The organism is Kitasatospora sp. NPDC003701 (assembly GCF_053587085.1).
Genome location: NZ_JBSFNM010000007.1, coordinates 25,001 through 50,440 on the forward strand (window position 1 = coordinate 25,001; position 25,440 = coordinate 50,440).

A 25,440-nucleotide genomic window follows, 5' to 3' on the forward strand; every position below is an offset into this window, starting at 1 on the left:
GGCGTCGCGGCCGGCACCGCTCAGCCGAGCAGCCGCAGCCGGGTCGCGGCCACGCCGAGCCGGATGCTCTGCCCCCAGGTCAGCTCCAGCGCGTCCGTCTCGATGCCGTCGCCGAAGGCGACCAGCCGGTCCGACTCGACGGTCAGCACCAGCTGTCGGCCGGCGTCGAGCACCCCGTGCACCTGGCTGGTACCGGTCGCGGGGGACGGCCAGGCCTCGCGGACGAACCAGGCGAGCGCGGGCGCGGCTGCCTCGGGCAGGGCCAACGGGCCGCCGCGCTCCAGCCACGCGGAGCGGCACCAGCCGGTGGCGCCGGTGCCCGTGCCGACCAGCACACCGGAGGACGCCTGCGGCTCGGCCGGGCCGGCCTGCGACCGGTCGGAGGCGCCACTCCGGCCGGCCGCACTCCGGCCGGATGCGTGTCCGCCGGCCGCGCTCCCCGCCGGGGCGCCGTCCGGCGCGGCGCCGGCCACCGCCAGCCGGTACCGCGCGGTCTGGTGCCCGGGCTGCCCGACGTACACCTCGTTGAGGGCCAGCAGCCGCTGGGTGTCGTCCGCGACCGCCTCGACCATGGTGCGCTCCTCCAGGTGCCGGGCGCCGCTGCGCGCGACGGCGGCCGGCAGCAGGGCGGCCAGCGCGTCGGCGCGGTGGCGGACCAGCACGCCGGGGTTGCGGCCGGGGTCGGCGTCCACGCCGATCACCGGCTGGCCGTCCAGGTACTTGGCGACGTTGGCGACCAGCCCGTCCTGGCCGACCACGACCACCACGTCCTCGGGTTCGAACAGGAAGCGCGGCAGGTCCGCCCGCTCGACCCGGGTGCGCCGCCACTCCAGCGGTACGGCGGCGGCCGCCCGGGCGAGCGCGTCGGCCTGCCGGCGGTGGCGCTCCTCGACCTCGGCCATCGACCGGCCGCGGGCGGACAGGAAGAACGCGGCCTGGCCGGGGGTGCCGTGGTGGGCCAGGAGTTCCTCGTACTCGGTGCGGCGGTGCACCAGGACGGCCCGGGGCGCGAGGGTCACGGCTCACCCGCGGTGGTGGAGAGCCTGCTGAGCAGCCCGGTGAGCAGGTCCGGGGTGACGGTGACGTTCTCGATCCGGGGCAGGTGCTCGGCCAGCCGCATCAGGGCGAGCGCCCGCAGTACGGCCGGGTCGGCCTGCTGGTGGGCGGTGAGCCAGGCGGCCTCGGCGCCGGCCCGGGCCTCGCCCAGGGCGCGGGCGGCGTCCGCCTCGGCGGTGGCGAGCCTGGTGCGGCGGTCGGCCTCGGCCTCGGCGCGGACCTTGTCGGCGACGGCCTCGTCCTCGGCCTGGAGGCGCCGGTTGGCGCCCTGCTGGGTGAGCAACTGCTTCTCGCGGCGCGCCAGTTCGATCCGGTTGGCGAGTTCGTTCTCGGCGATGCCGCGTTCGTGCTCGACGGCCACGGCGCGCCGCTCGAAGGTGGCCCGGTCGGCCTCCTGCTGGACGAGTTCGCGGGCGGGGGTGCGCAGCGCGCGCTCCACCTCGGGCTCGGGGCGCAGTGCGACCACCCGGACGGCGAGCACGGCGAGCCCGGTCTCGGTGATGCGCGGTTCGTCGGCGAGCCCGGCGGCCATCCGCTCGCGGACGGCGCTGACGCCGTCGGCCAGGGCGGCGGCGAGCGGGGTGCGGGCGAGCAGGCCGAGGGCGTGCTGCTGGGCGGTCTCGGTGAGCAGGGTGGCGAGCTGGTCGAGCGGGGCGGCGCGCCAGGCGCCGCTGTCGGGGTCGATGCCGAAGTCGACCCGGGCGGCGGCGACGGCGGGTTCGGTGATCCGGTAGGTCAGGGTGGCCTGGACGGTGACGTCCTGGAAGTCCGAGGTGCGGGCGTGGAACAGCATGGCCAGCTCGCGGTCGTCGACCGGGACCTCGGAGAGGGCGGCGGTGAGCGGCCGGAACCAGAAGGCCAGGCCGGTGCCGTCGTGGACGACCTCGCCCCGGTTCAGGTGGCGGATGTGGGCGGTCGGGACGGCGCGCAGGTGGCGCAGTCCGAAGCGCTTGGTGATGTCGGCCATGGGTGGTTCCTCTCCCCTTTTCGTCACTGCGACGATATTCCTCCGGCCTTGATCTCGTCAAGATGACGAAAAGGAGGTCCGGCGGCCGGACCGGCGCTCGCACCGGCTGTCGTGGGAGGATCGCCGGGTGCTGAGGATGCGAACGAAGACGCGGCGACGGCGCGGCCGTGGGGCGGCCCGCGCCTCGGCGGCGCTGCTCGCGGCCACCTGTGCGACCGCCGCCGCCCTCGGGACCGTCGCGGTCGGGGCCCCGGCCGCCCGCGCGGCCGACGGCGGCGCCGGGCAGGCGTTCACCATCTCCGACCCGCGCATCACCGAGTCCAGCGGCCTCGCCGCGAGCCCGGCCCACCCCGGCGTCTACTGGACGCACAACGACAGCGACGACGGCCCGTACGTCTACGCGGTCGACTCGCAGGGCCGCACCGTCGCCACCGTCACCCTGCGCGGCATCGAACCGCGCGACGTGGAGGCGATCTCGATCGGCCCGGACGGCCGGGTCTACGTCGGGGACATCGGCGACAACCTCGGCGGCAAGTGGCCCGAGGTCTGGATCTACGCCTTCGCCGAGCCCGCCGAACTGCGCGACCAGACCGTGGACGTGGTGCGCTACCGGGTGCGCTACGAGGACGGCCCGCGCGACGCCGAGGCGCTGATGGTCCACCCGGTCACCGGCCGGGCCTACATCGCCAGCAAGAAGCAGGGCGGCGGCGGCCTCTACCAGGGGCCGGAGAAGCTCTCCACGGCCGGCGTGAACACCTTCCGCCGGATCGGCGACGTGTCCTGGGTGACCGACGGCGCGTTCTCGCCGGACGGCACCCGGCTCGTCCTGCGCGGCTACTTCGGCGCCACCCTGTACCGCTGGCAGGACGGCGCGCCCACCGAGATCGGCCCGCTCTCCACGCCCTTCCAGGGCCAGGGCGAATCGGTCACCTTCACGGCGGACGGCCGGGCGCTGCTCTACGGCAGCGAGGGCAGGAACAGCCCGGTCTGGCGGTCGCCGCTCGACGGCCGCCAACTCCCGGACACCGTCAAGCCGCTGCCCTCCCAGGCACCGTCCTCAAGTGCCGCCGCGCCGCCGTCCGGGGCCGCGGCTCCGGGCGGGTCGGCCGGCTCGTCGTCCTCGCCGCCCTCGTCCGGGGGGCCGTCGGACCGCGCGCTGGGCGTGCTGTTCCTGCTCGCCGTCGTGGGCGCCGTGTTCGGCCTGCGGAAGAAGCGCCGCTCGGGCTGACGGGCGCGTCCGCCCCGGGGGAGGCCGGACGGGCCGGACGGGCCGAACGGGCCGAACGGGCGTGAACGAACGGCCCGTCGGCGGCCGGGCCCCCGCGGGGAGCGGGTGTCCGCCCGGGTCCGATGAGGTGAATCTGTCGCCGATTTGTGACAAAGCTTGGCCAACACCCGCCCCGTGCAGGGTTTTCGTGGACGTAGTGTTCCGCCTATGTCACGGAAGAGCCGCCGTATCTCCTCCCCCGACCCGGGCGACACCTGGGTCCCGCGTTCCCGGCGCCGCGAGGATCCGCTCGCCCTCGCGGGCCATGCGGTGAAGTTCCTCGGCTACAGCACGCTGGCCGGAGTCCTGCTGGCGGGCGTGGCCCTGCCGGCGGCCGGCGCGCTCGGGCTGACCGCCAAGAGCACGGCGGACAGTTTCGACAGCATCCCGGACGACTTCAAGACCCCGCCGCTCAGCCAGGCCTCGCAGATCTTCGACGCCAAGGGCGGGTTGATCGCCAAGGTCTACGAGCGCGACCGCACCGTCATAGCCGCCGACCAGATGTCGCCGCTGATACGCCAGGCCCAGGTGGACATCGAGGACGCGCGCTTCTACGAACACGGCGCCGTCGACCTCAAGGGTGTGCTCCGGGCCGCCACCAAGAACGCCGAGAGCGGCACCACGGTCCAGGGCGCCTCGACGCTGACCCAGCAGTACGTGAAGAACGTCAACGTCGAGAAGGCCGGCGACGACCAGGCCGCCGTCCTGGAGGCCCAGCGCAAGACGCTCGGCCGCAAGATCCAGGAACTCAAGTACGCCATCAAGCTGGAGGAGGACCTGACCAAGGACCAGATCCTCACCAACTACCTGAACATCACCTTCTACGGCCACCAGGCGTACGGCATCCAGGCCGCCTCCCAGCGCTACTTCAGCAAGGACGCCAAGGACCTGACGGTCCCCGAGGCCACGACGCTCGCGGGCCTGGTGCAGAACCCGTCCCAGTACGACCCCAAGCTGCACCCCGTCGCCGCCCAGAAGCGCCGCGACACCGTCATCGACAAGATGGTGGAGAACAAGCACCTCACCGCCGCGCAGGCGCGGGAGGCCAAGGCGACGCCGCTGGGCCTGAAGTACAAGGACCCGCAGAACGGTTGCATCACCGCCAACGCCGGGATGGGCTTCTTCTGCGACTACGTGCGGCACGTGGTCAAGCAGGACCCGGTGTTCGGCAAGAGCGCCGCCGAGCGCAAGAAGCTGTGGGACCAGGGCGGTCTGAACATCTACACCACGCTCGACCCGGACAAGCAGGCCGCCGCCCAGAACGCCGTCACCAAGAGGGTGTACGTGACCGACCCGGTCTCGGCGGCGATCACGATGGTCGAGCCGGGCAGCGGCAAGATCCTGGCGATGGCCCAGACCCGCCCCTACGGCCTGGACCCGAACAAGAACCAGACCGTCGTCAACTACAACGTCGACGCGGCGATGGGCGGCGGCAACGGCTTCCAGCCGGGCTCCAACTTCAAGCCGATCGTGGCCGCCGCGGCCCTGGAGGCGGGCCTGCCGGCCACCCAGATCTACCCGTCGCCGAACCGGATGGACTGGCCGACGATGAAGACCTGCGACGGCACCTGGAAGAACCTCGAGAAGGGCAAGAAGGGCGGCTCGATCCCCAACGAGTCGGAGAAGGAGGCCGGACCGTACGACCTGAAGCAGGCGATGGCGCTCTCGGTCAACACCTACTTCGTCCAGATGGAGCAGGAGATCGGCCTCTGCACGGTCAAGCAGATGGCCAACAAGCTGGGCGTCGCGACCAAGGCCAGCGGCGACCCGCTCCAGGAACTGCCGGCCCTGGGCCTCGGCACCCAGGAGGTGAGCCCGCTGGTGATGGCCAACGTCTACGCGACCTTCGCCGCCGAGGGCACCTACTGCGCGCCGCTCGCGATCAACCGGATCACCACGGTGGACGGCAAGGACGTCCCGGTCGTCCCCGCGAAGTGCGAGCGGGTGATGTCCGAGGACACCGCCGACGTCATCAACACCGTGCTGCTCGGGGTGACCGAGAAGGGCACCGCGCGCGAGCTCGGCCTGGACGGCGACCGGCAGATCGCGGGCAAGACCGGGACCACCGACGAGAAGAAGTCGGCCTGGTTCAGCGGCTACACGGCCGACCTGGCCGCCTCGGTCTGGCTCGGCGGCCCGGCCAAGGGCGTGCCGATGAAGAACATCAGGATCGGCGGCAAGTACTACCCGGAGATCTTCGGAGCCACCGGTCCGGGCCCGATCTGGCAGCTGGCGATGAACCAGGCGCTGAAGGGCGTGCCGGAGGACACCTTCAACACCGTCTACATCCCGGACCCGCCCAAGCGCGACCCGAACCCGAGCGGGAGCCCGAGCGGCTCCGGAACCGCCCCGACCGGCACGGCCCCGACCGTTCCCGCCGTACCCGGCGCAGGACCCGGTGCGGGGTCCGGCGGCCGGACGGCGGACCCAGGCCGGCCGCGCTCGACCCAGCCGACCCAGGCCGACCGGCCGAACCGGCCGGTCGAGCAGTCCCAGCCGGCCGAGCAGGGCGGCGGCGACCGCACGGACGGCCCGCAGGACGACGGCTGACCGGACCGGACGACGACCGTGCCCCGGACCGCCCTACGGTCCGGGGCACGGTCGGGTCACCGGCCGCGAGCGGTCAGTTGACGCCCTTGGCGGCCCAGAAGTCCTGCCGGGCCAGCACGCTGGTGTCGGTCTGGTCGGTGAAGAAGCCGTCCACGCCCAGCTCGTAGAGGTAGCGCGCCCACCCGATGGCGTCGCCGTAGGCGTTCGGGTCGGTGCCGCGGCGGTAGTCCACCGGCAGGAAGGCGTTCTCGTTGCGCACCGTGTACGGGTGCAGCAGCAGGTTGGCGGCGTGCGCGTCGCGCACCAGCGTGGTCGGCGGCTGGAGCTTGCCGCCGGCGTCCACCGGGGCGATCAGCTGGGTGGTCGGGCCGATGCCGTGGGCGAAGGAGGCGATCCAGCGCAGCCCCGCCGGGGTGACCAGGTCCGCCACCGTGCGCCGGTCCCCGGCCAGCACGAAGTCGTACGGCTGGGTGGTCGCGCCGCCGAGCAGCTGGATCCGCGGGTTGTCGACCAGCTTGGCCAGCCGCTGCAGGCTGCTCGGCTCGAAGGACTGCAGGATCGCCCGCCCGCGCCTGCCGGCCAGGCCGGTGCGGCGCAGCTCGTCGGCGAGCCGCTCCTCCAACGGCAGGCCGATCGAGCGGAAGTAGCTCGGGTGCTTGGTCTCCGGGTAGAGCCAGACCTCGCGGCCCAGCTCGCGGCCGCGCTTCTTCGCGAAGTCGGCCAGCTCGCGGAAGGTGAGCACCGGCCAGCGGCCGTCGTACAGGGTGTTGCGCTGGCGCTGCTGCGGCAGGCGCTCCTTGGCGCGCAGGGTGCGCAGCTCGGCGAGCGTGAAGTCCTCGGTGAACCAGCCGGTCTGGGCCACGCCGTCGATGGTCTTGGTGGTCTTCCGGCCCGCGAACTCGGGGTGGTCGGCGACGTCGGTGGTCTCCACGATGTTGTTCTCGTGCCGGATCACCAGGTGGCCGTCCTTGGTGGGGACGAGGTCCGGCTCGATGACGTCCGCGCCGAGCTCCAGGGCCAGCTCGTAGGAGCCGAGGGTCTCCTCGGGGCGGTAGCCGGGCGCGCCGCGGTGGCCGATGACCAGCGGGTGCGGCAGCCGGTCCAGGCCGGTCCCGGTGCGGACCGGGGAGCGGGTGCCGGCCGGGGCCGCGGCGGCCCCGCGCTCCTCGGCGGCGTCCGGCTGGTCGTCGGCCGGGGCCGCGAACGCCTCGCCGCCGGTGGCGGCGAACGCGGCCGCGCCCAGGCCGGCGGCACCGGTCGCGCGCAGGAACCGGCGGCGCGAGGAGGCCGTGCCCTCCGCGGGCTCTGCCGGGCTGCTGCCGTCGAGCGGACGGTTCGTCATGGGTGCTCCTAGCTCGCACTGGTGTCGGGGCGATGGTGGTCGTCGCCCGCAGACTAGGAGCAGTGGCGGCCGGCCGGGTGGCGTTCGGGCGAACTGCGGGAGAAGTTCCGCCGCGCCCGTGCGCCGGTACCCGCGTCCGTGCGCCCGTACCCGCGGCCGCCGTCGGTGCCGGGTGGTGCCGGGTGGTGCGCCCCCGCACCTCCCGGGGTCGGTCGTGGACGGCTGCCACGGCCGGTCCCGGGAGGCGGGCCTGCTGCGCCGAGCGCCCCGGGGGTGCGTTCTGGGCGGCTCGGGGTCCGGGCCCGCGGCCCGGCGGCCGGGTCAGCCCGCCGCCTGGCAGAGTGCGTAGCTCTTCTCCGCGTGCAGCATCGACTCCAGCTCCGGGTAGCCCTGCGTACGGTAGCTGTAGTAGGCCACGGTGTACTCGACGTCGCACCTCTTGGCGTTCAGCTGCTCGTAGGCGGGCTGGTCGACCACCAGCGGCCCGTGGGCCGAGAGGTCGACCGTGGTGGCCTGGGCGGCCCCGGCCCCGCCGGCCAGGGCGGCGGCGGCGAGGAACGCGACGGCGAGCGGTCGGGACAGACGCTTCATCAACTTCTCGTCCTTCCAAGGGATTTCGGTGTGCCCCGATTCTGCTCCGCCGAGTGATCACGGGCCTATCCCAGAACCATGGGGGGAGCCGGCCGCCGCGCGCCCGGGCGGGGGCGGACTGAGTACCGGTACTCATGCGTCCGCCGGGCCGCCCGGCGGAGGATGGGAGCATGCCGCACACCGCCCTCGGCGTCCCCGCCGTGCTCTGGCCCGCCGTTGGGTACCTCGCGCTCTACCTGCTGCTCGCCCTCGCTGCCGCCCGGGAACCGCGGGCCGGGGCCGGCCCGGCCGGCGCCCTCCGGCAGTGGACGGTGGCGCTCTGGACGATGCCGGGCTACTTCCTCGCGATCGCCCTCGGCCCGGTCCGCGACGCCACCGCGGTCCGCTTCCTCTCCGCCACGGCGCTCGGCGCGGCCGGGAACGCGGCCCTGCTCACCCTCGTCGCCCACGCCGTCGGGCTGGGCTGACGACACCGCCCGGGCCGGTCGCGAGCCCCCGGCGGCGTGAGAGGCCCGCCGAAGCGTCCCCGGTACGCCGGGCGCCTACCGCCGGGACGTGGTCAGGCGGGCTGCCACAGCTCGATCCGATGGCCCTCGGGGTCGGTGACCCAGCCGAATCGGCCGACACCCGCCATGTCCTGCGTCTCCTCGGCCACGTCCGCCCCCTTGGCGCGCAGCTGCGCGAGCATCGCCTCCAGATCGCGGACCCGGAAGTTGAGCATGGTCTGCTGGGCGCGGGACCCGAAGTAGTCGGTCCCGGACTCGAACGTCGCGAACACCGTCGGCCCGGCTCCCGGGTGCCAGAGGCCGTTGTCGTCGGCGTCCAGGCCCAGGCAGTCGCGGTACCAGGCGCTCAGGGCCGCCGGGTCGTCGGCCCGCATGAAGTACCCACCGATTCCAAGCACACGTTCCATGCCGCCATCCTGCCAGCCCGGCGATCGGGCGGGCGGGCACCACACCAGTGCCCGCTCCGCCCCGGTCCCGATCGCGGGGGAACGCGGCGCGGCCCCGCCGTCCGGTCAGAGCTCCGCGAGCAGCTCGCGCCCCTCGGGCCAGTCGCCGAGCCCGGAGTCGGCGTTGAGGTGCCCGTGGGCGCCCGGTTCCACGTACCGGGCACCCCACGCCTCGGCGAAGCCGCGGGCGCGCTCCGCGGTGATCCAGGGGTCGTCGGTGCTGGAGACCACCAGGGACGGGAAGGGGAGGCGTTCCCGGGCCACCGGGCGGAAGCCCACGAGCGCGGGGACGTCGGCGTTGTCGATGTCGGCGGGGGCGACCAGCAGCGCGCCCCGGACGGCGGCGGTCCGTCCGGCGGGGGCCGAGGCCGCCCAGCGGGCCACCGCGACGCAGCCGAGGCTGTGGGCCACCAGGACCACCGGCCCGTCGGCCGCCGCCGCGGCGATCGCGGCGTCGAGGACGGCCACCCAGGAGTCCGGGTCCGGGTACTCCCAGTCCTCCTGCCGGACCCGGACGAACGCCGCCGGGTCGGCCTCCTCCCACCGGGTCTGCCAGTGCGCGGGCCCCGAGCTCTGGTAGCCGGGCAGGACGAGGTAGGTGGTGCGGTCCGGCATCGTGCGGACTCCCTTCGGGGGCTGGCCTGGGCACCAGGGAGTCTAGGCGCCGGGTCGGAGGGGGCGCGTGGGCCCCGGAACCGGCGTGCACCGGCTCTGCCCGGCGCGTGCCGACGGTCACACGCCGGGTGTGCGACCGGTGCGCCCTGTTGCGTCGGCGCAGCGCGGTGCGGGAGGTTGTTCCCGGCCCGCGCCGGTCGCCACCGGCCAGGGCCCGCACCATGTCTGACGGTCGATCATGTGGAGGGATGTCGGCGATGACATCGAAGGTCCTGCTCGTCACCGGTGATGCCGCGGAGTCGCTGGAGGTGTTCTACCCCTACCAGCGGCTGCTGGAGGAGGGCTACGAGGTCGACATCGCGGCGCCGACGAAGAAGAAGCTCCAGTTCGTGGTCCACGACTTCGTCGACGGCTACGACACCTACACCGAGAAGCCCGGCTACACCTGGCCCGCCGACCTCGCCCTCGCGGACGTCGATCCGGCCCGGTACGTCGCGCTGGTCATCCCCGGCGGCCGCGCCCCCGAGTACCTGCGGAACAACGCCGACGTGAAGCGGATCGTCCAGCACTTCTTCGAGGCCGACAAGCCGGTGGCGCAGATCTGCCACGGACCGCTGATCACCGCCGCCGCCGGGGTGCTCACCGGCCGCCGCAGCGCCGCCTACCCGGCGCTGGAGCCCGATGTGGCCGCCGCGGGTGCCGAGTACGTCGACGGCGAGGCGGTCGTCGACGGAGTGGTCGTCTCGGCGCGGGCGTGGCCCGACCACCCGGCGTGGATCCGCGCGTTCATCGAGGTCCTGCGGGTCAAGGCGCCGCTGGCCTGAGCCCGCCGCCGCGGGGTGCGTCTCCGACTCCGGTCGGAGGCGCACCCCGGGAACCGTCGGGGTCCTGTTCGACCTCCAGGCGGAGCGACACGCCGGGGGGAGGTCGCACCAGGGGTGGAGCGGGTCCGGACCTGGGGGTGACGCCCGCCCCGGAACGTCCTGTCAGGGTGTCAGGTGACGGGACCGGGGCGGCCGTCGCGGCTGTCCGCCCGTTCGATCGCGGGAGGGGCGACGGCATGACGGGAACGACGAGGGACCAGGCGGGCCGGGCGGAGCGGACGGGCCCGGAGGGCCGGCGGGGGACGGGCCGGCGGGGGCGCGGCCTGGCCGTGAGGGCGGTGGCGGTCGCGCTGGCCGGCGCGGGACTGGTGGGTGCCCTGGCCCCGGTCGCGGGCGCCCGGGGCACGGAGCCCGCGACCACGCTGTCGGCGGCCGGCGACGCCACGGCCGCCGGGGGCACCACCGGGCGGGTCGACCGGTCGGCGCTGGACGCGGCCGTGCGCGGCCTGGTGACCAAGGGCGGCGCCTCGGCCACGCTGGGGCTGGTCGGCGAGCGCGGGCGCACCGTGTGGAAGGGCGCGGCCGGTACCGCCGACCTCGCCACCGGGGCCCCGGCCTCCGCCGACGGCCGGTTCCGGATCGGCAGCGTCACCAAGACCTTCGTCGCGACGGTGGTCCTCCAACTCGTCGCCGAGCACCGGATCGGCCTGGACGACCCGGTGGAGAGCCGCCTGCCGGGCGTGGTGCCGAACGGCGGACAGATCACCGTCCGCCAGCTGCTGAACCACACCAGCGGCCTGTTCAACTACACGGAGGACCCGTCGTTCTCCTTCGAGGAGAACTCCGACACCCTGCAGCGGTGGCTCGACACCGGCCGCTGGCACTCGTACGCACCGCAGGACCTCGTGGACATCGCCACCAAGTACCCGCCGTACTTCGCCCCCGGGCAGGGCTGGCACTACTCCAACACCAACTACGTCGTGGTCGGGATGCTGATCGAGCGGATCACCGGCCGCAGCTGGGCCGACGAGGTGCAGCGCCGGATCATCCGCCCGCTCGGCCTGACCGGTACCTCGATGCCGATCAACTCGCCCTTCGTCCCGGGCCCGCACGCCCACGCCTACTACAAGCTCGCCACCGGCCCGGCGGACGTCACCCTGCTCGACCCGAGCATGGCCGGGGCGGCGGGGGCCGGCATCTCCACCACGGCCGACCTCACCCGCTTCGTCTCCGCCCTGCTCGGCGGCCGGCTGCTCGCCCCGGCCCAACTGGCCGAGATGAAGCGGACCTCCCCGCAGAGCGGGTCCATGGAGTACGGCCTCGGCCTCCAGCGGACGCCGACGGCCTGCGGCGAGTACTGGGGCCACGGTGGCGGGATCCCGGGCTACAACACCCTGATGTACGGCAGGTCGGACGGGCAGCGCCAGTTCGCGGCCTCGCTGAACCCGTACGACCTGTCCGACCTGCCGGCGACCAACGCGGCCTACGAGAGCCTGGTCGCCGCCGGCCTCTGCGACACCCGCCCGCCGGCCGTCGCCGCGCCGCCGGCCGTCGCCGCGCCGCCGGCCGGTGCCGGACCGGCGGCGGTGCCCCCGGCGGCCGGTGCCTTCGCGGCCACCGGTCCGGTCCGCTAGGGCCGGTCGACCCTGACCCTTCTCGCCGGGGGGCACCCGGGGGCCGCGGCAGCGGGGGGTGCCATCATGACCGGCACATGATGGGTGAGTGTCGTCAGGAGGACGAGACATGGCAGAGCCGCTGATCGCCGCAGTCGGGGGCCGGGTGCCCGACGTCGACCCGACGGCCTTCGTCGCGCCCAACGCGGTCGTGGTGGGGGCGGTCACGGTCGGCGCCGGAGCGAGCGTCTGGTACGGCGCGGTGATCCGGGGCGATGCCGAGTCGATCACGGTCGGTGCGGGCAGCAACATCCAGGACAACTGCACCCTCCACGCGGACCCGGGCTTCCCGCTGGTGATCGGCGAGCGGGTCTCGGTCGGCCACAACGCCGTCCTGCACGGGTGCGTGATCGAGGACGACGTCCTGGTCGGGATGAACTCCACGGTGCTGAACGGGGCCCGGATCGGGACCGGTTCGCTGGTCGCGGCCGGCGCCGTCGTACCGCAGGGCATGCGGGTGCCGCCGGCCTCCCTGGTCGCCGGGGTCCCGGCCAAGGTCCGGCGCGAGCTGACCGAGGAGGAGCGGGCCGGGATCACCTTCAACGGCGAGGGCTACCGGCTGCTGGCCGACGGCCACCGGGAGATCGAGCCGGTGGGGCTCCCGACGGCGGGGAGCCCGTCCGACCGGTGATCGGCCCGTGGTCCGCGGCGCCCGGGGACGGGCAGGCCGGGACCGCCGGAGCGCCGAACGGGTGCGCCCCGCCCCTGGGTTCAGGCCCAGGGGCGGGGCGCACCGGATCAGCGGGCCGTCAGCACTCGGGGACGGTCGGGACGTGGAAGTTCCAGTTGCCGTCCGTGTAGGCCCCGTACACGTAGGCCGTCCCGTACCAGTAGCCGTAGCTGCCGGAGTACACGGCCTGCACCCGGTACCAGACGTTGCCCTGGTTGTTGATGTTCTCGCCCCGGATCCAGCACCGCATGTCGACCGCGTCCCCGGACCACGAGAACGAGTTCAGGTCGCCGGTGGTCTTGCTCGCCCACGAGTACGGCTGCGAGTAGACGCCGACCCCGTGGTTGGTCGGGTGGTTGTTGAGGTAGTACCACCCGACGGCGGACGCGCTGCCCGTCGACAGGCCGACCCCGCCCGCCGCCAGTGCCAGCACGGCTGCCGCCGCCGCCCCACGCCGCCCGAGCTTGCCGAGGATGCCCTTGCCCATCGCGATTCTCCTTGTCCGACCGGGTGTCCGATCGAGCTCCACGCCGCCCCGCCGTCCGGGGCGGTGAAGCCAGCTGACCCGACCGGCGGGGCTGTTCGACAGCGTCTGACGGAAACTGACAACAGCTGACACCGGCCCCCTTCCAGGGCGAACACCCGCCCCCGGCCCGGGATTCGTCCGATCACGTACCTCCCCGGTCACGCGCCGCTATGATCCGTACGCGACAAGCGACACCGGTCGCCGAAGGATCTGACATCTGACAACGGGGGGCACCGTGGCGGAGCAGAAGTCGAAACCCGAGGGAGTGTCGCAGGCGCCGACCGCGGCCGAGCACCTCGCCACGGACCTGCGCAGGCTGCGGCTGGAGGCGGGCCAGCCCTCGTTCCGCATCATGGCGAGGACGGCCGGGTCCATCTCCCACACCACGCTGTACGAGGCGGCCTCCGGCTCGCGCCTGCCGTCCTGGCCCACGACCAGGGCCTTCGTCCGGGCCTGCGGCGGTGACGAGGCCGAGTGGCACCGCCGGTGGAACGCCGCGGCCGGCACCGAGCCCCCGGCCCCCGTGCCGGTCCCGGCGCCTTCCCCCGTTCCGGCTCCCCGGCCGGTCGAGCCCCTGCCCGCGCCGGTCCGGGGCCGCAGCCGGCTCCGGACGTACGCGCTGACCCTGCTGGTCGGTGTGGCGCTCGGCATCGGCGCCACGCTCGGCCTGCTGACCGTCCACGCTCCGGCCGCCCACTCCGCCGAGGCGCTCGGCTGCCCGGCCGAGGACGACGCCGCCCGCCCGGCCCCGAGCGCACAGCCGGCGACGGGCCACGCCGGTGCCGACGCCCCGTCCTGGATCTCCCGGACCGCTTCCGACCAGCAGGCGGACGCCAGTACCGAGGCCGTCCTGCCCGTGCTCGCCCCGGTCGCCCAGGGCGACGCCCTGGTCGTCACGATCATGCTCACCAGTACCTGTCCGGGGGCGGTCACGGTCACCGACACCCGGGGCGACCGCTTCCAGATCATCGAGGACGTCACGGACTCGCTGCGGCACCGGGTGCTCATGCTGACCGCCCTCGGTGCCTCCGCGCTGACCACCGCCGACTCGATCCGGGTCACCTATCCGCGCGCCGGCACGCACCACGTCGCCGTGGACGAGTTCCGCGGCGTCTCCGCCGTCCGGTCCGCCGAGGGCGCCTCGGGGGAGGCCGGCGGGACCGCCTTCGTCACCGCTGCCGGGCCCGCTCCCCGCTGACCCGCCGGGGCGAACGCGGTCGGCGGCGGTGACGAGGGGGCACCGCCCGGTCAGCCGTGGGCGCAGACCTCGGTGCCCGGCGCCGGCGTGCCCCCGGCGGGCACGGGCCGGTCCCCGTCGGACCCGGACCCGGACCCGGACGCGGGTGCGGGCACCGAGCCGGGGCCGACCGGAGCCGGCCGTCGCCGGTCGGCGGCCCAGGCGATCACCGCGATCACCGCGCCCGAGGCGGCCAGCCCCGCGCCGACCAGCGTCGGCGACGTCCAGCCGAGCCCGGCGTCCAGGGCCAGGCCGCCGAAGTAGGCGCCCTGGGCGTTGGCCAGGTTGAACGCGCCCTGCACCGTCGCCGAGGCCAGGGTCGGGGCGTTGCGCGCCTTCTGCAGCACCAGGGTCTGCACGGCCGGGACGATCGCGAAGCCGAACAGCCCGATCAGCACCACCGTCACGGCGGCCGACCACTCGGTGCGGGCGGTCACCCCGAAGAGCGCCAGGGTGGCGGCGAGCAGCAGGAAGGCGGCGCAGACGGTCGGGCGCAGCGCGCGGTCGGCGGCGAAGCCGCCCAGCACGTTGCCGATCGTCATGCCGACGCCGAAGAGCGCCAGCACCAGCGTCACCGATCCGGTCGCGTAGCCGGCGACCTCGGTGAGCAGCGGGGTGATGTAGCTGTAGCAGGCGAAGAAGCCGCCGCAGCCGAACACCACCGTGGCCAGGGCCAGCCAGAGCTGCCCGCTGCGGAACGCGCTCACCTCGTGCCGGAGTCCGGACTGCGCGGGGGAGGGCAGCTGGGGCACCAGCCGGGCGATGGCGACGGTGCCCAGGGCGCCGATCGCGACCACCACCAGCATGGTGGCGCGCCAGCCGAGGTGCTGGCCGAGCAGGGTCGCGGCCGGCACCCCGACGATGTTGGCGACGGTCAGGCCGGAGAACATCACGGCGACCGCGCGGGCCCGCCGGTGCGGGGCCACCAGCTCGGCGGCCGCCACCGCTCCGGCGCCGAAGAACGCCCCGTGCGGCAGTCCGGTGATCACCCGGGCCGCGGCCAGCGACCAGAAGTCGGGCGCGATCGCGCAGAGCAGGTTGCCGGTCGCGAACAGGCCTGCCAGCGCGACCAGCACCGCCTTGCGGGGCCGTCCGGCCGCGAGGGCGGTGAGCAGCGGGGCGCCGATCACCACGCCGATGGCGTAGGCGGAGATCAGCCATCCCGCCTGCGGGATGGAGACGTCGAGGTTCTCGGCCACCTGGGGAAGCAGCCCCATGGCGGCGAATTCGGTGGTGCCGATGGCGAACGCGGTGACGGCCAGGGCGACCAGCGCGAGTGGCAAGGGGGGACTCCGGGGTGACGCCCGGGCGGGAGCCGGGCAGGAAGGGGGCCGGCACGGTCATCGGGCCGGTGAAGACGGGGAGGGCGGTGACACGGGGAAGACGGGGAGGGCGTGCGGGGGAGAGCGGGCGGAAACCGGTGGGAGGACCGGTGCGGGAGCGGGACGGGGCGAGGGCCGAGGGCAATTCGTTCGTGCGAAATCCTAATCCGATCGGATGACACCACCGGGTGCTGCCCATGGCGGGCCGGTAACACATGGGGGTCGCCAGCGGCGCTCCCGCGCGCGAGACTGGGGTCATGTGCCGCAGTATCAAGACGCTGAGACCGCCCGTGACGCCCGACGCCTCCGACGAGGACTTCCACGCGGCCGCCCTCCAGTACGTGCGGAAGGTGTCGGGGTTCCGCGCCCCGGCGGCGCACAACCGGGAGGCCTTCGACCGCGCCGTGGAGGCCGTCACCGAGGCCACCGCCCGATTGCTCGACGAGCTGGAGGTCCGCGGCGCGCCCGCCCGGGCGACCGAGCCCGCCGCCTGATCCGGTGACGGGCAGTCGCCGGCCGGTCCGGTCCGGCGCAGACCAGCAGGGACAGCATGGACAACAGGCACGGCTGGGACCAGGTGGGACGAGGAGATCGGCGATGAACCCCGCGAACCGCTACGCACTGACCTTCCCGGGAACCCCCGGCACCCAGGCCCCGCAGGACGTCGTCGTGGTCTCCCGCACCAGCGCGACCGGTCCCGGCGGCCACCCCGTCTACGAGGACGCCAGCGGCATCGTCCGGGCCGAGATCAGCGACTCGGGCGAGGTCCGGATGCTCGCCAGCGGGGGCCACCAGTCCCCGCACTTCCCGGTGCACGCCGAACCGCTGCCGTAGCACCCCGGGCCTCCGCCGCCCGCCCTCGGCCGCCGCCCGCCGCTCCGCCGACGGCGGCTCCCCGGCCGGGTGGTTGTCCCGGCAGCTCGTCGGGCAGGATCGGCGCATGACCACAGCGAGCTGGCAGGGCACGGTCGTCGCGCAGAGCGATGACACCACCGTCGTCGAGGGCAACCACTACTTCCCGGCCGAATCCGTCCGCGCGGAGTACCTCCTCCCGTCCGACACCACCACCGTCTGCGGCTGGAAGGGCACCGCCGAGTACTACACGCTGGACGTCGGCGGGCAGCGCAACCCCGACGCGGCCTGGTACTACCGCGACCCGAAGCCGGAGGCGGAGCACGTCCGCGGCCGGGTGGCCTTCTGGCGCGGGGTCGAGATCACCGAATAGCGCGTACCACCGCGGCCCACCGGGTACCCGCAGGGCATGGCAATCTTCAGGAAGCCGGGGCGCTCCGGACAGCCGGACCCCGCCCCCGAGCAGGTCGCCGAGGAACTGGCCGAACTCGTCGAGGAGCTGGAGCGGCCCGCCCCCGCCGTCGAGGGCGGGCCGGTCCGGCAGGTCGTCGAGTACCGGACGGAGCGCGGCCGGAGCCGGGCCACCGCCCTGCTCGGGTCCGTCTCCCGGCGGCTCGGCAGCGGGGGGAAGGCCGCCGCGAAGGGGGCCGCGTACGGGGGCCGGGCCCTCGCCGACCAGTTGATGCACGCGGCGCCGCGCATCCCGGTACGGGACCTGGCCACCCTGCGCGCCCAGCACCCCGACGCGGCCGACGCCGAGCGGCTGGCCGACCTGCTGGTCACCGGGGCCAGCCGGGCCTCCGGAGCGCTCGGCGCGGGGGTCGGCGCCGCGGCGATGCTGCCCGTGCCGCCGGCGATGGCGGTGGAGATCGCCGCCGAGACCCTCGCCGTGGCCGCCGTCGAGATCAAGCTGATCGCCGAACTGCACGAGGTGTACGGCCTCGCCGCGCAGGGCACGACCACCCAGCGGGCCTCCGCCTACGTCGCCGCGTGGGCCAACCGGCGGGGCATCGACGCGACGCTGCTGGTGAAGCCGGCCGGGTTCGCCGCGATGGCGCTCGGCGCCGAGGTCCGCCAGCAGGTCCGCAAGCGGCTCACCCGCAGTACGCTGCGCCGCCTGCCGTCGCTGATCCCGCTGCTGGTCGGTGCGGGCATCGGCGCCACCGTCAACCGGCGCGACACCCGCAAGCTCGCCCGTGAGGTCCGGGAGGACCTCCGGCGCCGTCGCGCGGCGGACGCCGCGTACTGGTCCGCCGCGGCCCCGCCCCTGCCGGGGGAGGCGGGCCGCTGAGCGGTCCCGGGGAGCGGTCCCGGGCACCCGGCGATCGCCGGGCGCGCCCGTACCCGGCCCTGACCGGCCGGGTGCGCGCCCGGCTCCCGGACGCACAAGGCCGACCGCCCGGTGGATCCGGGCGGTCGGCCCCGCGTGTCCGGGAGCGGAACCCCGAGGTGCAGGGCTCAGATGCCGGGCGCCTGCGGGGCGCCGGCCCCGCGTCCGGTCTTCACGGTGTTGACCATCGCCTGGTGGATCGCCCGCGCCGTGATCTCGTCCGCCGCCGGCACCGGGCTGCCAGCCACGGTGTACCAGTCCAGTGCCCCGGTGTACTGCACGGTCAGCCGGGCCTCGCCGTCCACCCAGGTGGTGTGCACGGTGAGATCGCCGGAGATCGGGCCGACCTCGGCGGTGGTGACTCCGCCCGGTCCGCTGATGATCGACTGGGTGGTCCAGGTGGCCCAGGACGCCCGGGGGTCCCCGGGTCTGTCCATCGCTCGTCCGCCCTGCGCCGCTGCTGCGCTCTGCTGCTCGCTCATGCGCCCATCCTTCCCCGCCGGGCCGCCGCCGACCGGGCAGCGACACCTGCGGTCGCGGAGGCCGCCCGGGCAGCGGGCGGCCTCGTGGGTATCCGTTCGTCGCGGACGGTCAGCTGTGCGCCCCGGGCTCCTCCAGAGGCTCACCCTCCGCCTGCGAGGTGTCCTGCGCGTGCTGGTTCTGCATGGAGGTGATGCCCTCCTCGGGGTCGGCCGCGCGGACGTCCTCCTCCCGATCGACGCTCACCTCGGACCGTGCGCTCATATCGGTCATCGCGGGCTCCGTCTCCTCGGCCGGCCCGGGGTCGTCCGAGGGCGCCACGGCGAGCCGTGGCGCGGGGCGGCCGTCGGACCGGGCTCCTGTCTCGCCCTTCCAGCCTGCCTCGGTGCCCGCCCCGGGGCCAACCGAACCCGAGGGGCCTTGCGCGCCGCGGCGGACCGGGCGGGTGGTGCCCGACGGTGCCTGCGTCACCACTCCTGCCCGGCCTTGCCGGTGCCATGCCTGCGCGGGGGCGTGGATCCGCTCCGGCGGCCGGTCTCACCAGGCGACCGGCAGCGCCTCCAGGCCGTAGATGAACGCGTCGGTGCGGAAGGCCGGCTCGCTGTCCGGCGCCGCGAGCCGCAGCCCGGGCAGCCGCCGGAAGAGCGTGGCCAGGGCGATCTGCAGTTCCGCCCGGGCCAGCGGCTGGCCCAGGCACTGGTGCACGCCGAAGCCGAACGCGAGGTGGCGCCGAGCGTCCCGGTCCAGGTCCAGCTCGTCGGCGGGGAGGTGGCCGGGCGCGGCGAACAGCTCCTCGTCCCGGTTGGCGGTGGAGAGCATCGCGATCACCCCGTCGCCGGCCCGGATCCGGACGCCGCCCAGCTCGACGTCCTCCACCGCCAGCCGCGGCAGACCCATGTGGACGATGGTGAGGTGGCGCAGCAGTTCCTCGACCGCGCCGGGGACGGCCGCCGGGTCGGCCAGCCGCGCGGCCTGCTCGGGGTGGCGCAGCAGCAGGAGGGTGGAGAGCGCGATCATGTTGGCGGTGGTCTCGTGGCCGGCGACCAGCAGCAGCATGCCGGTCGCGGCGATCTCCCGGAGGCTGAGGTCGTCGCGGGCGGCGAGCCGGCCGAGGATGTCGTCGGCGCCGGGGCGGCGCCGCTTCTGCGCGGCGAGGCCGCCGAGGTAGTCGAGCAGCTCGGTCTGGGCCCGTTGCACCTCGCTCTGCGACGACGTGGTGTTGATCAGGAGGCGGCTGAGCTCCTGGAACATCTGCCGGTCCTCGTACGGGACGCCGAGCAGCAGGCAGATCACCAGGGAGGGCACCGGCAGGGCGAAGCCGCTGACCAGGTCGGCGGGGCCGCCGGCCGCGGTCATCCGGTCGAGGGCCTCGTCGACGATCTGCTGGACCTCCGGGCGCATCGCCTCGACCCGCTTGACCAGGAAGTCCCCGGTGACCATGCGGCGCAGCCGGGAGTGCTCGGGGTCGTCGAGGCGCAGGAAGTTGGGGTTCGCGGCGGCGATCGCCCGTCGTCCGGGGGAGAAGGACGGGAACTCGGGGTGCCGGATGTCGGCGCTGAAGCGGCGGTCGGAGAGCACCGAGCGGACTTCGGGGTAGCCGGTCACCAGCCAGCAGGAGGAGCCGTCCAGCAGCTCGGCGCGGGTGACGGAGCCCTCGCGGGCGGCCTCGGTGTAGGCGGGCGGCGGGTTGAACGGGCAGCGGCCGTCGTGCGGGGCGGGCAGCAGCGGGGCGGGGGCGGGGGCGGTGGGCGTGCTGGTCAAGGTGGGGTCTCCTCGCGTGGCGGAGCGGCAGGCGGCTACGGGGGGTGGGCCGGCGGCGCGGGCCGGGTGGGCGCGAGCCCTGGGGCCGGACAGGCCCTAGACGGTCGTGGGGCCCGTCTGCTCCCCGGCTCTGTCCGAGGCGTCCTCGGCGACGGTGATCGCGCCGCCCGGGCAGAGTTCGGAGGCCAGCCGCACATCGGCGTACCGCACCGGCGGCAGGACGGCCACGCGGAGCCTCACCAGCCCGTCGTGGTCGTCCTGTTCGAAGACGTCCGGCGCCGTGCCGACGCACTGGCCGGAGCTGCAGCAACGGTCCTGGTCGATGCTCACCTGCATGTACGGACACCTCTCAGTGGTGTGGCACCGGATCGCCCGGGCCGGTCGCCCCCCGCCGTCCTTGTCAACCTAGCCCTCGCTCTGTCGCACACGAAGGGTGTGTCGCGACACTCGCACAGAATGGCCGATTCCACTCGGAACCCGAACAAAGCTATGGCAAAAGGAGTTTGACCGACCGTCATCACTCCTGAGGGGTCGTTCCGAGGCCCTCCGCCGCGGCGATCTCCCGGACGGCGGCCACGGTGTCCGCCTCGTCCGCGCTCTTGTCGGGCCGGTAGCGGACCACCCGGGCGAACCGGAGGGCCAGCCCGGCGGGATAGCGGGGGCTTCGCTGGACACCGTCGAAGGCGATCTCCACGACGAGTTCCGGCCGTACCCGCACGGTGTACGCGTCGCGTTCGACCTCGCGGGCGAGGAGTTCCGCGGTCTGCCGGGCGAGTGTCTCGTCGGTCAGGCCCTTGAAGGTCTTGCCCAGCATCACCCAGGGCCCGAGGCCGGGTTCGCCCGCCGCCCGGGCGCCGAGATGGAGGTTGCTGAGGAAGCCGCGCCGCCGGCCGCTGCCCCACTCGGCGGCCAGCACCACGAGGTCCAGGGTGTGCCGCGGCTTGACCTTGATCCACCCGGCCCCGCGCCGGCCGGCCGCGTAGCCGGCCGCGGGATCCTTGGCCAGCACGCCCTCGTGCCCCAGCGCCAGGGTGTCCCGGAAGAAGGCCAGCGCCTCCGCGCGGTCCTCCGTCCCGGTGCGCGCCACCCGCAGCGCGGCCGGCGCCGACTCGTCCAGGGCGGCCCAGCGCTCCCGGCCCGGCCGGTCCACCAGGTCCGTGCCGTCGCGGTGCAGCAGGTCGAAGAAGTAGGCGTTGAGCGGTACTTCGGCGCGCAGCCGGGTCGGGTCCTGCCGGGAGGCGGTCCGCGCGGCGGTCTCCTGGAACGGGCGGGGGCGGCCGTCGGGGCCGAGCGCGATCGCCTCGCCGTCCAGCACCGCCGACCGGACCGGCAGGGCCAGTGCCGCCTCGACCACCTCGGGCACCCGGGCGGTGATGTCGTCCAGGCTCCGGGTGAACACCGCCACGTCGCGGCCGTCCCGGTGCACCTGGATCCGGATGCCGTCCAGCTTCCACTCCAGCGCGGCCGGGCCGATCCGGTCGAGTGCCGAGGCGACGTCCGGCGCCGAGGCGGCCAGCATCGGCCGGACGGGGCGGCCGACCTCCAGGCGGAAGGCCGCCAGGGCGGGCACGCCGCCGGTCAGCGCGGCCTCGGCGACCGCGCGGGCCGAGCCCCGGAACATCAGCGCCCGCCGCACCGCCGCCGGCGGGACGGCGGCGGCCGCGGCGACCGCGTCGGCCACCACCGCGTCCAGCGCGCCCTGGCGCAGCTCGCCGACCAGCACCGCCCGCAGGAACGCCTGCTCGACGTCGGTGGCCCGCCCGAACAGCTCGGCCAGCAGCCGCTGCCGCTCGGCCCGGGCCCCCGGGCCGTGCACCTCGGCGATGGCCTCCAGGGCCCGCTCGGCGTCCCGCACGCCCCACGACGGTTCGGCGGCGGCGGGCGGCAGGTCGCGCAGGGCGGCCGGCCCGATGCCGGTCCGCAGCCGGTGGGACTCGCCGGAGAGCAGCGCCACCGCGGCCGGGGCCTCGGCCGGGCCGAGCTCGCGCAGACAGTCCGCCAGCAGCGTGGTCTTGGCCCGGCGGCCGGGCTCGCCCGCCACGGCGCGGGAGGTCAGGGCCAGGTGCCGGAGCAGCATGGGGGCTCCTCGGATGGGCTCGGACGAGCCCGGAAGGGCCGGCGGCCGAAGGCTCGGGGGAGGCTCCAGCATCGGCGACGCGGCCCGCCCGGGACCGCAGGACACGCCCCGGTGGACGGCCGGAGGGCCGGGGCCCGGGTCCGCGCGACGGCGGGCAGGGCGCCCTCGGCTGCTGTGCGCGCGGTCAGAACCAGTGCAGGCAGTGCGCGGGGCGCTCGGCGCGGAAGAGGGCGTCGGCGAGGGCGGCCGCGCCCGGGCGGTGGGCCCGGACGTGTCCGGCCCGGACCAGCGTGCTCGGAGCGGTGCCGCCGAGGTAGACCGAGCCCAGGTCGCTCACGTCCAGGGACAGGTCGGGCTCCCGGTCGGTCGGGACGCAGTCGGCCCGGCCGTCCCGGACGGTCAGCAGGTGGCGGCCGTGCTCGCCGAGGAACGGGTCGTCGACGTCGAGGACCAGCTCGCCGTCCGTGCACCAGCCGCGCGCGGCGAGCGCGCGCGGGACGTCCAGCAGCCGCAGCCAGAGCCAGTCGGTGTCATGGCTCACCTCGCCGGCGCGGAAGTCCGCGAGCTGCCAGCGCAGCGGGTGCTCGGGCGGGACGTGCTTGAACACCACCCGGCCGATCAGGTCGTGGCCGAGCACGAACCGGGCCAGCGCCGTGAAGACGGCGTCGTCGGCGGCGACGGTCTCGTCGACCGTCAGGACGTCGGGCTCGACGCGCGCGTAGCTGGCGTACCCGTCCGGGACGCCGTCCGCGTCACGGTGGACGGCGATGTGGCGCGGCGCCGGAGCGACCGGGGGCTGTCCCGCGCCCGAGGCCCACCAGCGGTGCGGCCGGGACAGCGCGCCGGGCTGTGTGCGGCGGTACCGGTCGTAGACCTCCTCCAGGAGCGCGCCGCACTCGGCACGCCGCAGCACCTCGACCGAGCCGGTCGCCGGGGCGTCGGCCGCGCCGCGCGCCCGGGGGAGGGCGAGCGCGGCCTGGTGACGCGGCACCGTGAGCCGGCGCGTGTACGTCGCCGGTCCGTAGCCGAACCTGCGGTAGATCAGGGCCTCGGAGGCGGTCAGGACGGAGAGGAACTCCCCCCGGGTCCGCAGGTCGGCGAGTTGACGCCGCATCATCGCGGTGAGCACGCCCCGGCGTCGGTGCGAGGGCAGGACGCCGACGCCGGTCACCCCGGCGGCCGGGGCCAGCACCCCACCGGGCAGGGTGAGTTCGAAGGAGTACGCGGCGGCGGTGCCGACGGGCCGCCCGTCCGCCGACACGGCGAGCAGGCCGCGGTCCATCTCCAGTGCCGACCACCAGACCCCTCCGCCGCCCTCGGCCAGGGTTTCCGGGAAGCGCCCGAACGCGGTGTGGAGCGTGTCGACGAAGACGTCGAGGTCCTGGTCGGTGGTGGGACGGATGTCCATCGCTGCCGCTGCCTCCCCTGGAGTGCCGGCGCCACGCCGCGCGGCGCCCGCCACAGTGCAGCGTCGCCACGGCCCGTGGTCAAACGAATTAGGCCCCGGGAACCGGGTGGGCGGACCGGCGGCAGGTGGCTGCGCGAGCGCGTCGGCACCCGGGCGCGGGACTGCGCCGCCGCGTAGTGGAGCGGCCGGCGTTCTTGGCCGGACCGTCCATCCGCCGGGGCCCGACGGGCCGTCATGCTGGCGCGACAGCCGGTGCGGTGCGCGCCGTGCCGGCCGCGCACCCCACCCGACCCCGGAGGCCGAGATGACACCCGAGACCGCCGCCACCGACGCCCGCTGGAGCGTCGGAGCGCCCGAGAGCACCGAGTTCGCCGCCTGGCGCGAGCTGTTCCGGGGGTACTGCGACTTCTACCGGGTGCCGATCCCGGACGCGAAGGCCGACCTGGTCTGGTCCTGGCTCACCGACCCGGCGCACGAGCTGGAGGGCCTGCTGGTCCGCGACGCCGACGGGACGCCGGTCGGCCTGGCGCACTACCGCCCGTTCGTCCGGCCGCTGCACGGCGCGGTCGCCGGCTTCCTGGACGACCTGTTCGTCAGCCCGGCCGTGCGCGGCGGCGGGGCGGTGGACGCGCTGCTGGCCCGGCTGAGGGTGATCGCCGCCGAGCGCGGCTGGAACGCCGTCCGGTGGATCACCGCCGACGACAATCACCGGGCCCGCAGCAAGTACGACCAGGTCGCCACCCGGACGATGTTCGTGACCTACGACATGGCTCCGGACGCCGCCGGCTGAGCGGCCCCCGGGAGGAGGATCGGAAATTCGTTCGTACTTTCTGTTATCGGCGCGCCGCCGGGAGGTCTCCCAGGTGTCGGCACCCGGACCGGCCGACCCGAACAGGAAGTGTGCCCAGGTGAACAGCGAAGACAGGACGACCATCCTCCCCGCCGCCGGGGGCTCCGGTACCTCCGGCGGCGGGCGCGCGGCGCGGCGTGCGGCCGACCGGCACCGGGGCCGCGGCCGTCGTGGCCGCCGCCGAGGGGGCATCGGCCCGGTGCTGGCCGTGGCCGCCGCGGTGGCGGGCACCGGGGTCCTCGCCGCGCTCGGCGGGGCCGGGTACGTCGTCTACGGCGACCGGGACGGGCAGCGGACGGTGGCCCTCGACCCGCAGATCGCGGCGGAGGCCGGGGACCACAACGGGATCCAGATCCCCGGTGCCGGCGGCGTCGACCCGGGGCCGGCGCCCGCGCCCGCCGACAGCCCCTCCGCCGGCGATCCGGCCCACGCCGGCTCCGCCGCCCCGGCGCCCACCGCCTCGGCCTCGGCGGGCCAGAGCCCCTCGACCGGCGCCTCCGCCGCGACCGCGTCCGGCCCGGCCCCGGCGAGCGCGACGACCGCCAAGCCGACCTCCGGTGCCACCGCGAGCGCCTCCCCGAAGGCCTCGACCGGCGCCGCCACCACCCCGGGCCGGACCACCGCGGCCCCGGCGAGCGGTACCGCCGCCGGCGGCACCGCGGCCCAGTACGCCCAGCAGGTCGTGGACCTGGTCAACGCCCAGCGCGCCCAGCACGGCTGCGGACCGCTCACCGCCGACACCCGGCTGGCCACCGCCGCCCAGGGCCACAGCGAGGACATGGCCGCCCGCAACTACTTCGACCACGCCAGCCCCGAGGGCCAGCACGCCGACCACCGGATCGAGGCCACCGGTTACCGCTGGAGCAGCTGGGGCGAGAACATCGCCCGCGGCCAGAAGGACCCGGCCGCCGTGATGGACGCCTGGATGAACAGCCCCGGCCACCGTGCCAACATCCTGAACTGCTCCTTCAAGGAGATCGGCGTCGGTGTGAAGACCGGCTCCGGCGGCCCCTGGTGGACCCAGGTCTTCGCCTCCCCGTCCTGATCGCCGGCCCCCGGTCGAACTCCCGTTTCCGAATCCGCGCAAATT

27 protein-coding genes are annotated in these 25,440 nt (G+C 75.1%); 13 read left to right on the plus strand and 14 right to left on the minus strand.

The features are described 5' to 3' along the window. Positions 1-20 precede the first annotated feature (20 nt). Positions 21-1,019, minus strand: coding sequence for a hypothetical protein (locus tag ACWDRR_RS08935; RefSeq protein WP_449771491.1), 999 nt, complete (start codon positions 1,017-1,019; stop codon positions 21-23). Further along, a complete protein-coding gene (locus ACWDRR_RS08940) occupies positions 1,016-2,023 on the minus strand; it encodes an SPFH domain-containing protein (RefSeq protein ID WP_449771492.1) in 1,008 nt (335 codons plus the stop codon). The genes ACWDRR_RS08935 and ACWDRR_RS08940 overlap by 4 nt, the downstream gene beginning before the upstream one ends. A gap of 130 nt (positions 2,024-2,153) precedes the next feature. On the opposite strand from ACWDRR_RS08940, the gene ACWDRR_RS08945 reads away from it, so the two are divergent. After that, positions 2,154-3,251, plus strand: coding sequence for a hypothetical protein (locus ACWDRR_RS08945; protein WP_449771679.1), 1,098 nt, complete (start codon positions 2,154-2,156; stop codon positions 3,249-3,251). Positions 3,252-3,458: 207 nt separating this feature from the next. After that, positions 3,459-5,840: a transglycosylase domain-containing protein gene (locus ACWDRR_RS08950; RefSeq protein WP_449771493.1), complete on the plus strand. Its 2,382-nt coding sequence runs from the start codon at positions 3,459-3,461 to the stop codon at positions 5,838-5,840. Positions 5,841-5,913: 73 nt separating this feature from the next. Here the strand turns inward: ACWDRR_RS08950 and ACWDRR_RS08955 are convergent, their stop codons facing one another. Continuing rightward, positions 5,914-7,182: a glycerophosphodiester phosphodiesterase gene (locus ACWDRR_RS08955; RefSeq protein WP_449771494.1), complete on the minus strand. Its 1,269-nt coding sequence runs from the start codon at positions 7,180-7,182 to the stop codon at positions 5,914-5,916. Between the two features lie 321 nt (positions 7,183-7,503). Then, positions 7,504-7,773, minus strand: coding sequence for a hypothetical protein (locus tag ACWDRR_RS08960; protein WP_449771495.1), 270 nt, complete (start codon positions 7,771-7,773; stop codon positions 7,504-7,506). A 170-nt stretch (positions 7,774-7,943) separates the two neighbouring features. Between ACWDRR_RS08960 and ACWDRR_RS08965 the strand changes: the two genes are divergently transcribed. Continuing rightward, on the plus strand, positions 7,944-8,240 hold the full coding sequence (locus tag ACWDRR_RS08965) for a hypothetical protein (RefSeq protein ID WP_449771496.1): 297 nt from the start codon (positions 7,944-7,946) through the stop codon (positions 8,238-8,240). 92 nt (positions 8,241-8,332) lie between these two features. Here the strand turns inward: ACWDRR_RS08965 and ACWDRR_RS08970 are convergent, their stop codons facing one another. Both ACWDRR_RS08970 and ACWDRR_RS08975 read right to left on the minus strand, forming a co-directional pair. Continuing rightward, positions 8,333-8,686 carry a VOC family protein gene (locus tag ACWDRR_RS08970; protein WP_449771497.1) on the minus strand — a complete coding sequence of 118 codons (354 nt, stop codon included), beginning with the start codon at positions 8,684-8,686 and terminating at the stop codon, positions 8,333-8,335. A 105-nt stretch (positions 8,687-8,791) separates the two neighbouring features. Next, entirely contained in the window at positions 8,792-9,340 is a 549-nt protein-coding gene (locus ACWDRR_RS08975) for an RBBP9/YdeN family alpha/beta hydrolase (RefSeq protein ID WP_449771498.1), read from the minus strand. A 257-nt stretch (positions 9,341-9,597) separates the two neighbouring features. On the opposite strand from ACWDRR_RS08975, the gene ACWDRR_RS08980 reads away from it, so the two are divergent. The 3 genes from ACWDRR_RS08980 to ACWDRR_RS08990 all read left to right on the plus strand — a co-directional run bounded on the left by ACWDRR_RS08980 (position 9,598) and on the right by ACWDRR_RS08990 (position 12,468). After that, positions 9,598-10,164 carry a DJ-1/PfpI family protein gene (locus ACWDRR_RS08980; protein ID WP_449771499.1) on the plus strand — a complete coding sequence of 189 codons (567 nt, stop codon included), beginning with the start codon at positions 9,598-9,600 and terminating at the stop codon, positions 10,162-10,164. Between the two features lie 236 nt (positions 10,165-10,400). Continuing rightward, the gene (locus ACWDRR_RS08985; RefSeq protein WP_449771500.1) at positions 10,401-11,798 is read left to right on the plus strand and encodes a serine hydrolase domain-containing protein; all 1,398 of its coding nucleotides are present in this window, start codon (positions 10,401-10,403) and stop codon (positions 11,796-11,798) included. 109 nt (positions 11,799-11,907) lie between these two features. Beyond that, positions 11,908-12,468, plus strand: a complete 561-nt coding sequence (locus ACWDRR_RS08990) for a gamma carbonic anhydrase family protein (protein WP_449771501.1) — start codon at positions 11,908-11,910, stop codon at positions 12,466-12,468. 118 nt (positions 12,469-12,586) lie between these two features. Here the strand turns inward: ACWDRR_RS08990 and ACWDRR_RS08995 are convergent, their stop codons facing one another. Beyond that, entirely contained in the window at positions 12,587-12,994 is a 408-nt protein-coding gene (locus ACWDRR_RS08995; protein ID WP_360643474.1) for a hypothetical protein, read from the minus strand. A 274-nt stretch (positions 12,995-13,268) separates the two neighbouring features. Between ACWDRR_RS08995 and ACWDRR_RS09000 the strand changes: the two genes are divergently transcribed. Then, entirely contained in the window at positions 13,269-14,231 is a 963-nt protein-coding gene (locus ACWDRR_RS09000) for a hypothetical protein (RefSeq protein WP_449771502.1), read from the plus strand. A 50-nt stretch (positions 14,232-14,281) separates the two neighbouring features. On the opposite strand, the gene ACWDRR_RS09005 is transcribed toward ACWDRR_RS09000, so the two are convergent. Continuing rightward, complete coding sequence (locus ACWDRR_RS09005) at positions 14,282-15,553, minus strand: MFS transporter (protein WP_449771503.1); 1,272 nt, start codon at positions 15,551-15,553, stop codon at positions 14,282-14,284. Positions 15,554-15,849: 296 nt separating this feature from the next. Here ACWDRR_RS09005 and ACWDRR_RS09010 point away from each other — a divergent pair, with 296 nt between their 5' ends. The 4 genes from ACWDRR_RS09010 (at position 15,850) to ACWDRR_RS09025 (ending at position 17,735) form a co-directional block, all read left to right on the plus strand. After that, positions 15,850-16,086: a DUF2277 domain-containing protein gene (locus ACWDRR_RS09010; RefSeq protein ID WP_449771504.1), complete on the plus strand. Its 237-nt coding sequence runs from the start codon at positions 15,850-15,852 to the stop codon at positions 16,084-16,086. A 103-nt stretch (positions 16,087-16,189) separates the two neighbouring features. Then, positions 16,190-16,426 (plus strand): DUF6296 family protein, encoded by a 237-nt coding sequence (locus tag ACWDRR_RS09015; RefSeq protein ID WP_387894354.1) that lies wholly within the window; start codon positions 16,190-16,192, stop codon positions 16,424-16,426. A 106-nt stretch (positions 16,427-16,532) separates the two neighbouring features. After that, positions 16,533-16,817 carry a DUF427 domain-containing protein gene (locus tag ACWDRR_RS09020; protein ID WP_449771505.1) on the plus strand — a complete coding sequence of 95 codons (285 nt, stop codon included), beginning with the start codon at positions 16,533-16,535 and terminating at the stop codon, positions 16,815-16,817. A gap of 36 nt (positions 16,818-16,853) precedes the next feature. Continuing rightward, positions 16,854-17,735 carry a hypothetical protein gene (locus ACWDRR_RS09025; protein WP_449771506.1) on the plus strand — a complete coding sequence of 294 codons (882 nt, stop codon included), beginning with the start codon at positions 16,854-16,856 and terminating at the stop codon, positions 17,733-17,735. Positions 17,736-17,902: 167 nt separating this feature from the next. Here ACWDRR_RS09025 and ACWDRR_RS09030 read toward each other — a convergent pair whose 3' ends face one another. The 6 genes from ACWDRR_RS09030 to ACWDRR_RS09055 form a co-directional block, all read right to left on the minus strand. Beyond that, on the minus strand, positions 17,903-18,211 hold the full coding sequence (locus tag ACWDRR_RS09030) for a hypothetical protein (RefSeq protein WP_449771680.1): 309 nt from the start codon (positions 18,209-18,211) through the stop codon (positions 17,903-17,905). A 154-nt stretch (positions 18,212-18,365) separates the two neighbouring features. Then, positions 18,366-18,527: a hypothetical protein gene (locus ACWDRR_RS09035; protein ID WP_449771507.1), complete on the minus strand. Its 162-nt coding sequence runs from the start codon at positions 18,525-18,527 to the stop codon at positions 18,366-18,368. Positions 18,528-18,791: 264 nt separating this feature from the next. Further along, positions 18,792-20,015 (minus strand): cytochrome P450, encoded by a 1,224-nt coding sequence (locus ACWDRR_RS09040; protein WP_449771508.1) that lies wholly within the window; start codon positions 20,013-20,015, stop codon positions 18,792-18,794. Between the two features lie 96 nt (positions 20,016-20,111). Next, on the minus strand, positions 20,112-20,351 hold the full coding sequence (locus ACWDRR_RS09045; protein ID WP_449771509.1) for a ferredoxin: 240 nt from the start codon (positions 20,349-20,351) through the stop codon (positions 20,112-20,114). Positions 20,352-20,532: 181 nt separating this feature from the next. Next, on the minus strand, positions 20,533-22,092 hold the full coding sequence (locus ACWDRR_RS09050) for an ATP-dependent DNA ligase (RefSeq protein ID WP_449771510.1): 1,560 nt from the start codon (positions 22,090-22,092) through the stop codon (positions 20,533-20,535). Positions 22,093-22,276: 184 nt separating this feature from the next. Beyond that, positions 22,277-23,500, minus strand: coding sequence for a GNAT family N-acetyltransferase (locus ACWDRR_RS09055; RefSeq protein WP_449771511.1), 1,224 nt, complete (start codon positions 23,498-23,500; stop codon positions 22,277-22,279). 304 nt (positions 23,501-23,804) lie between these two features. Here ACWDRR_RS09055 and ACWDRR_RS09060 point away from each other — a divergent pair, with 304 nt between their 5' ends. Both ACWDRR_RS09060 and ACWDRR_RS09065 read left to right on the plus strand, forming a co-directional pair. Next, positions 23,805-24,290 carry an N-acetyltransferase family protein gene (locus ACWDRR_RS09060; RefSeq protein WP_449771512.1) on the plus strand — a complete coding sequence of 162 codons (486 nt, stop codon included), beginning with the start codon at positions 23,805-23,807 and terminating at the stop codon, positions 24,288-24,290. A gap of 118 nt (positions 24,291-24,408) precedes the next feature. After that, positions 24,409-25,395: a CAP domain-containing protein gene (locus ACWDRR_RS09065; protein WP_449771513.1), complete on the plus strand. Its 987-nt coding sequence runs from the start codon at positions 24,409-24,411 to the stop codon at positions 25,393-25,395. Positions 25,396-25,440: the final 45 nt, after the last annotated feature.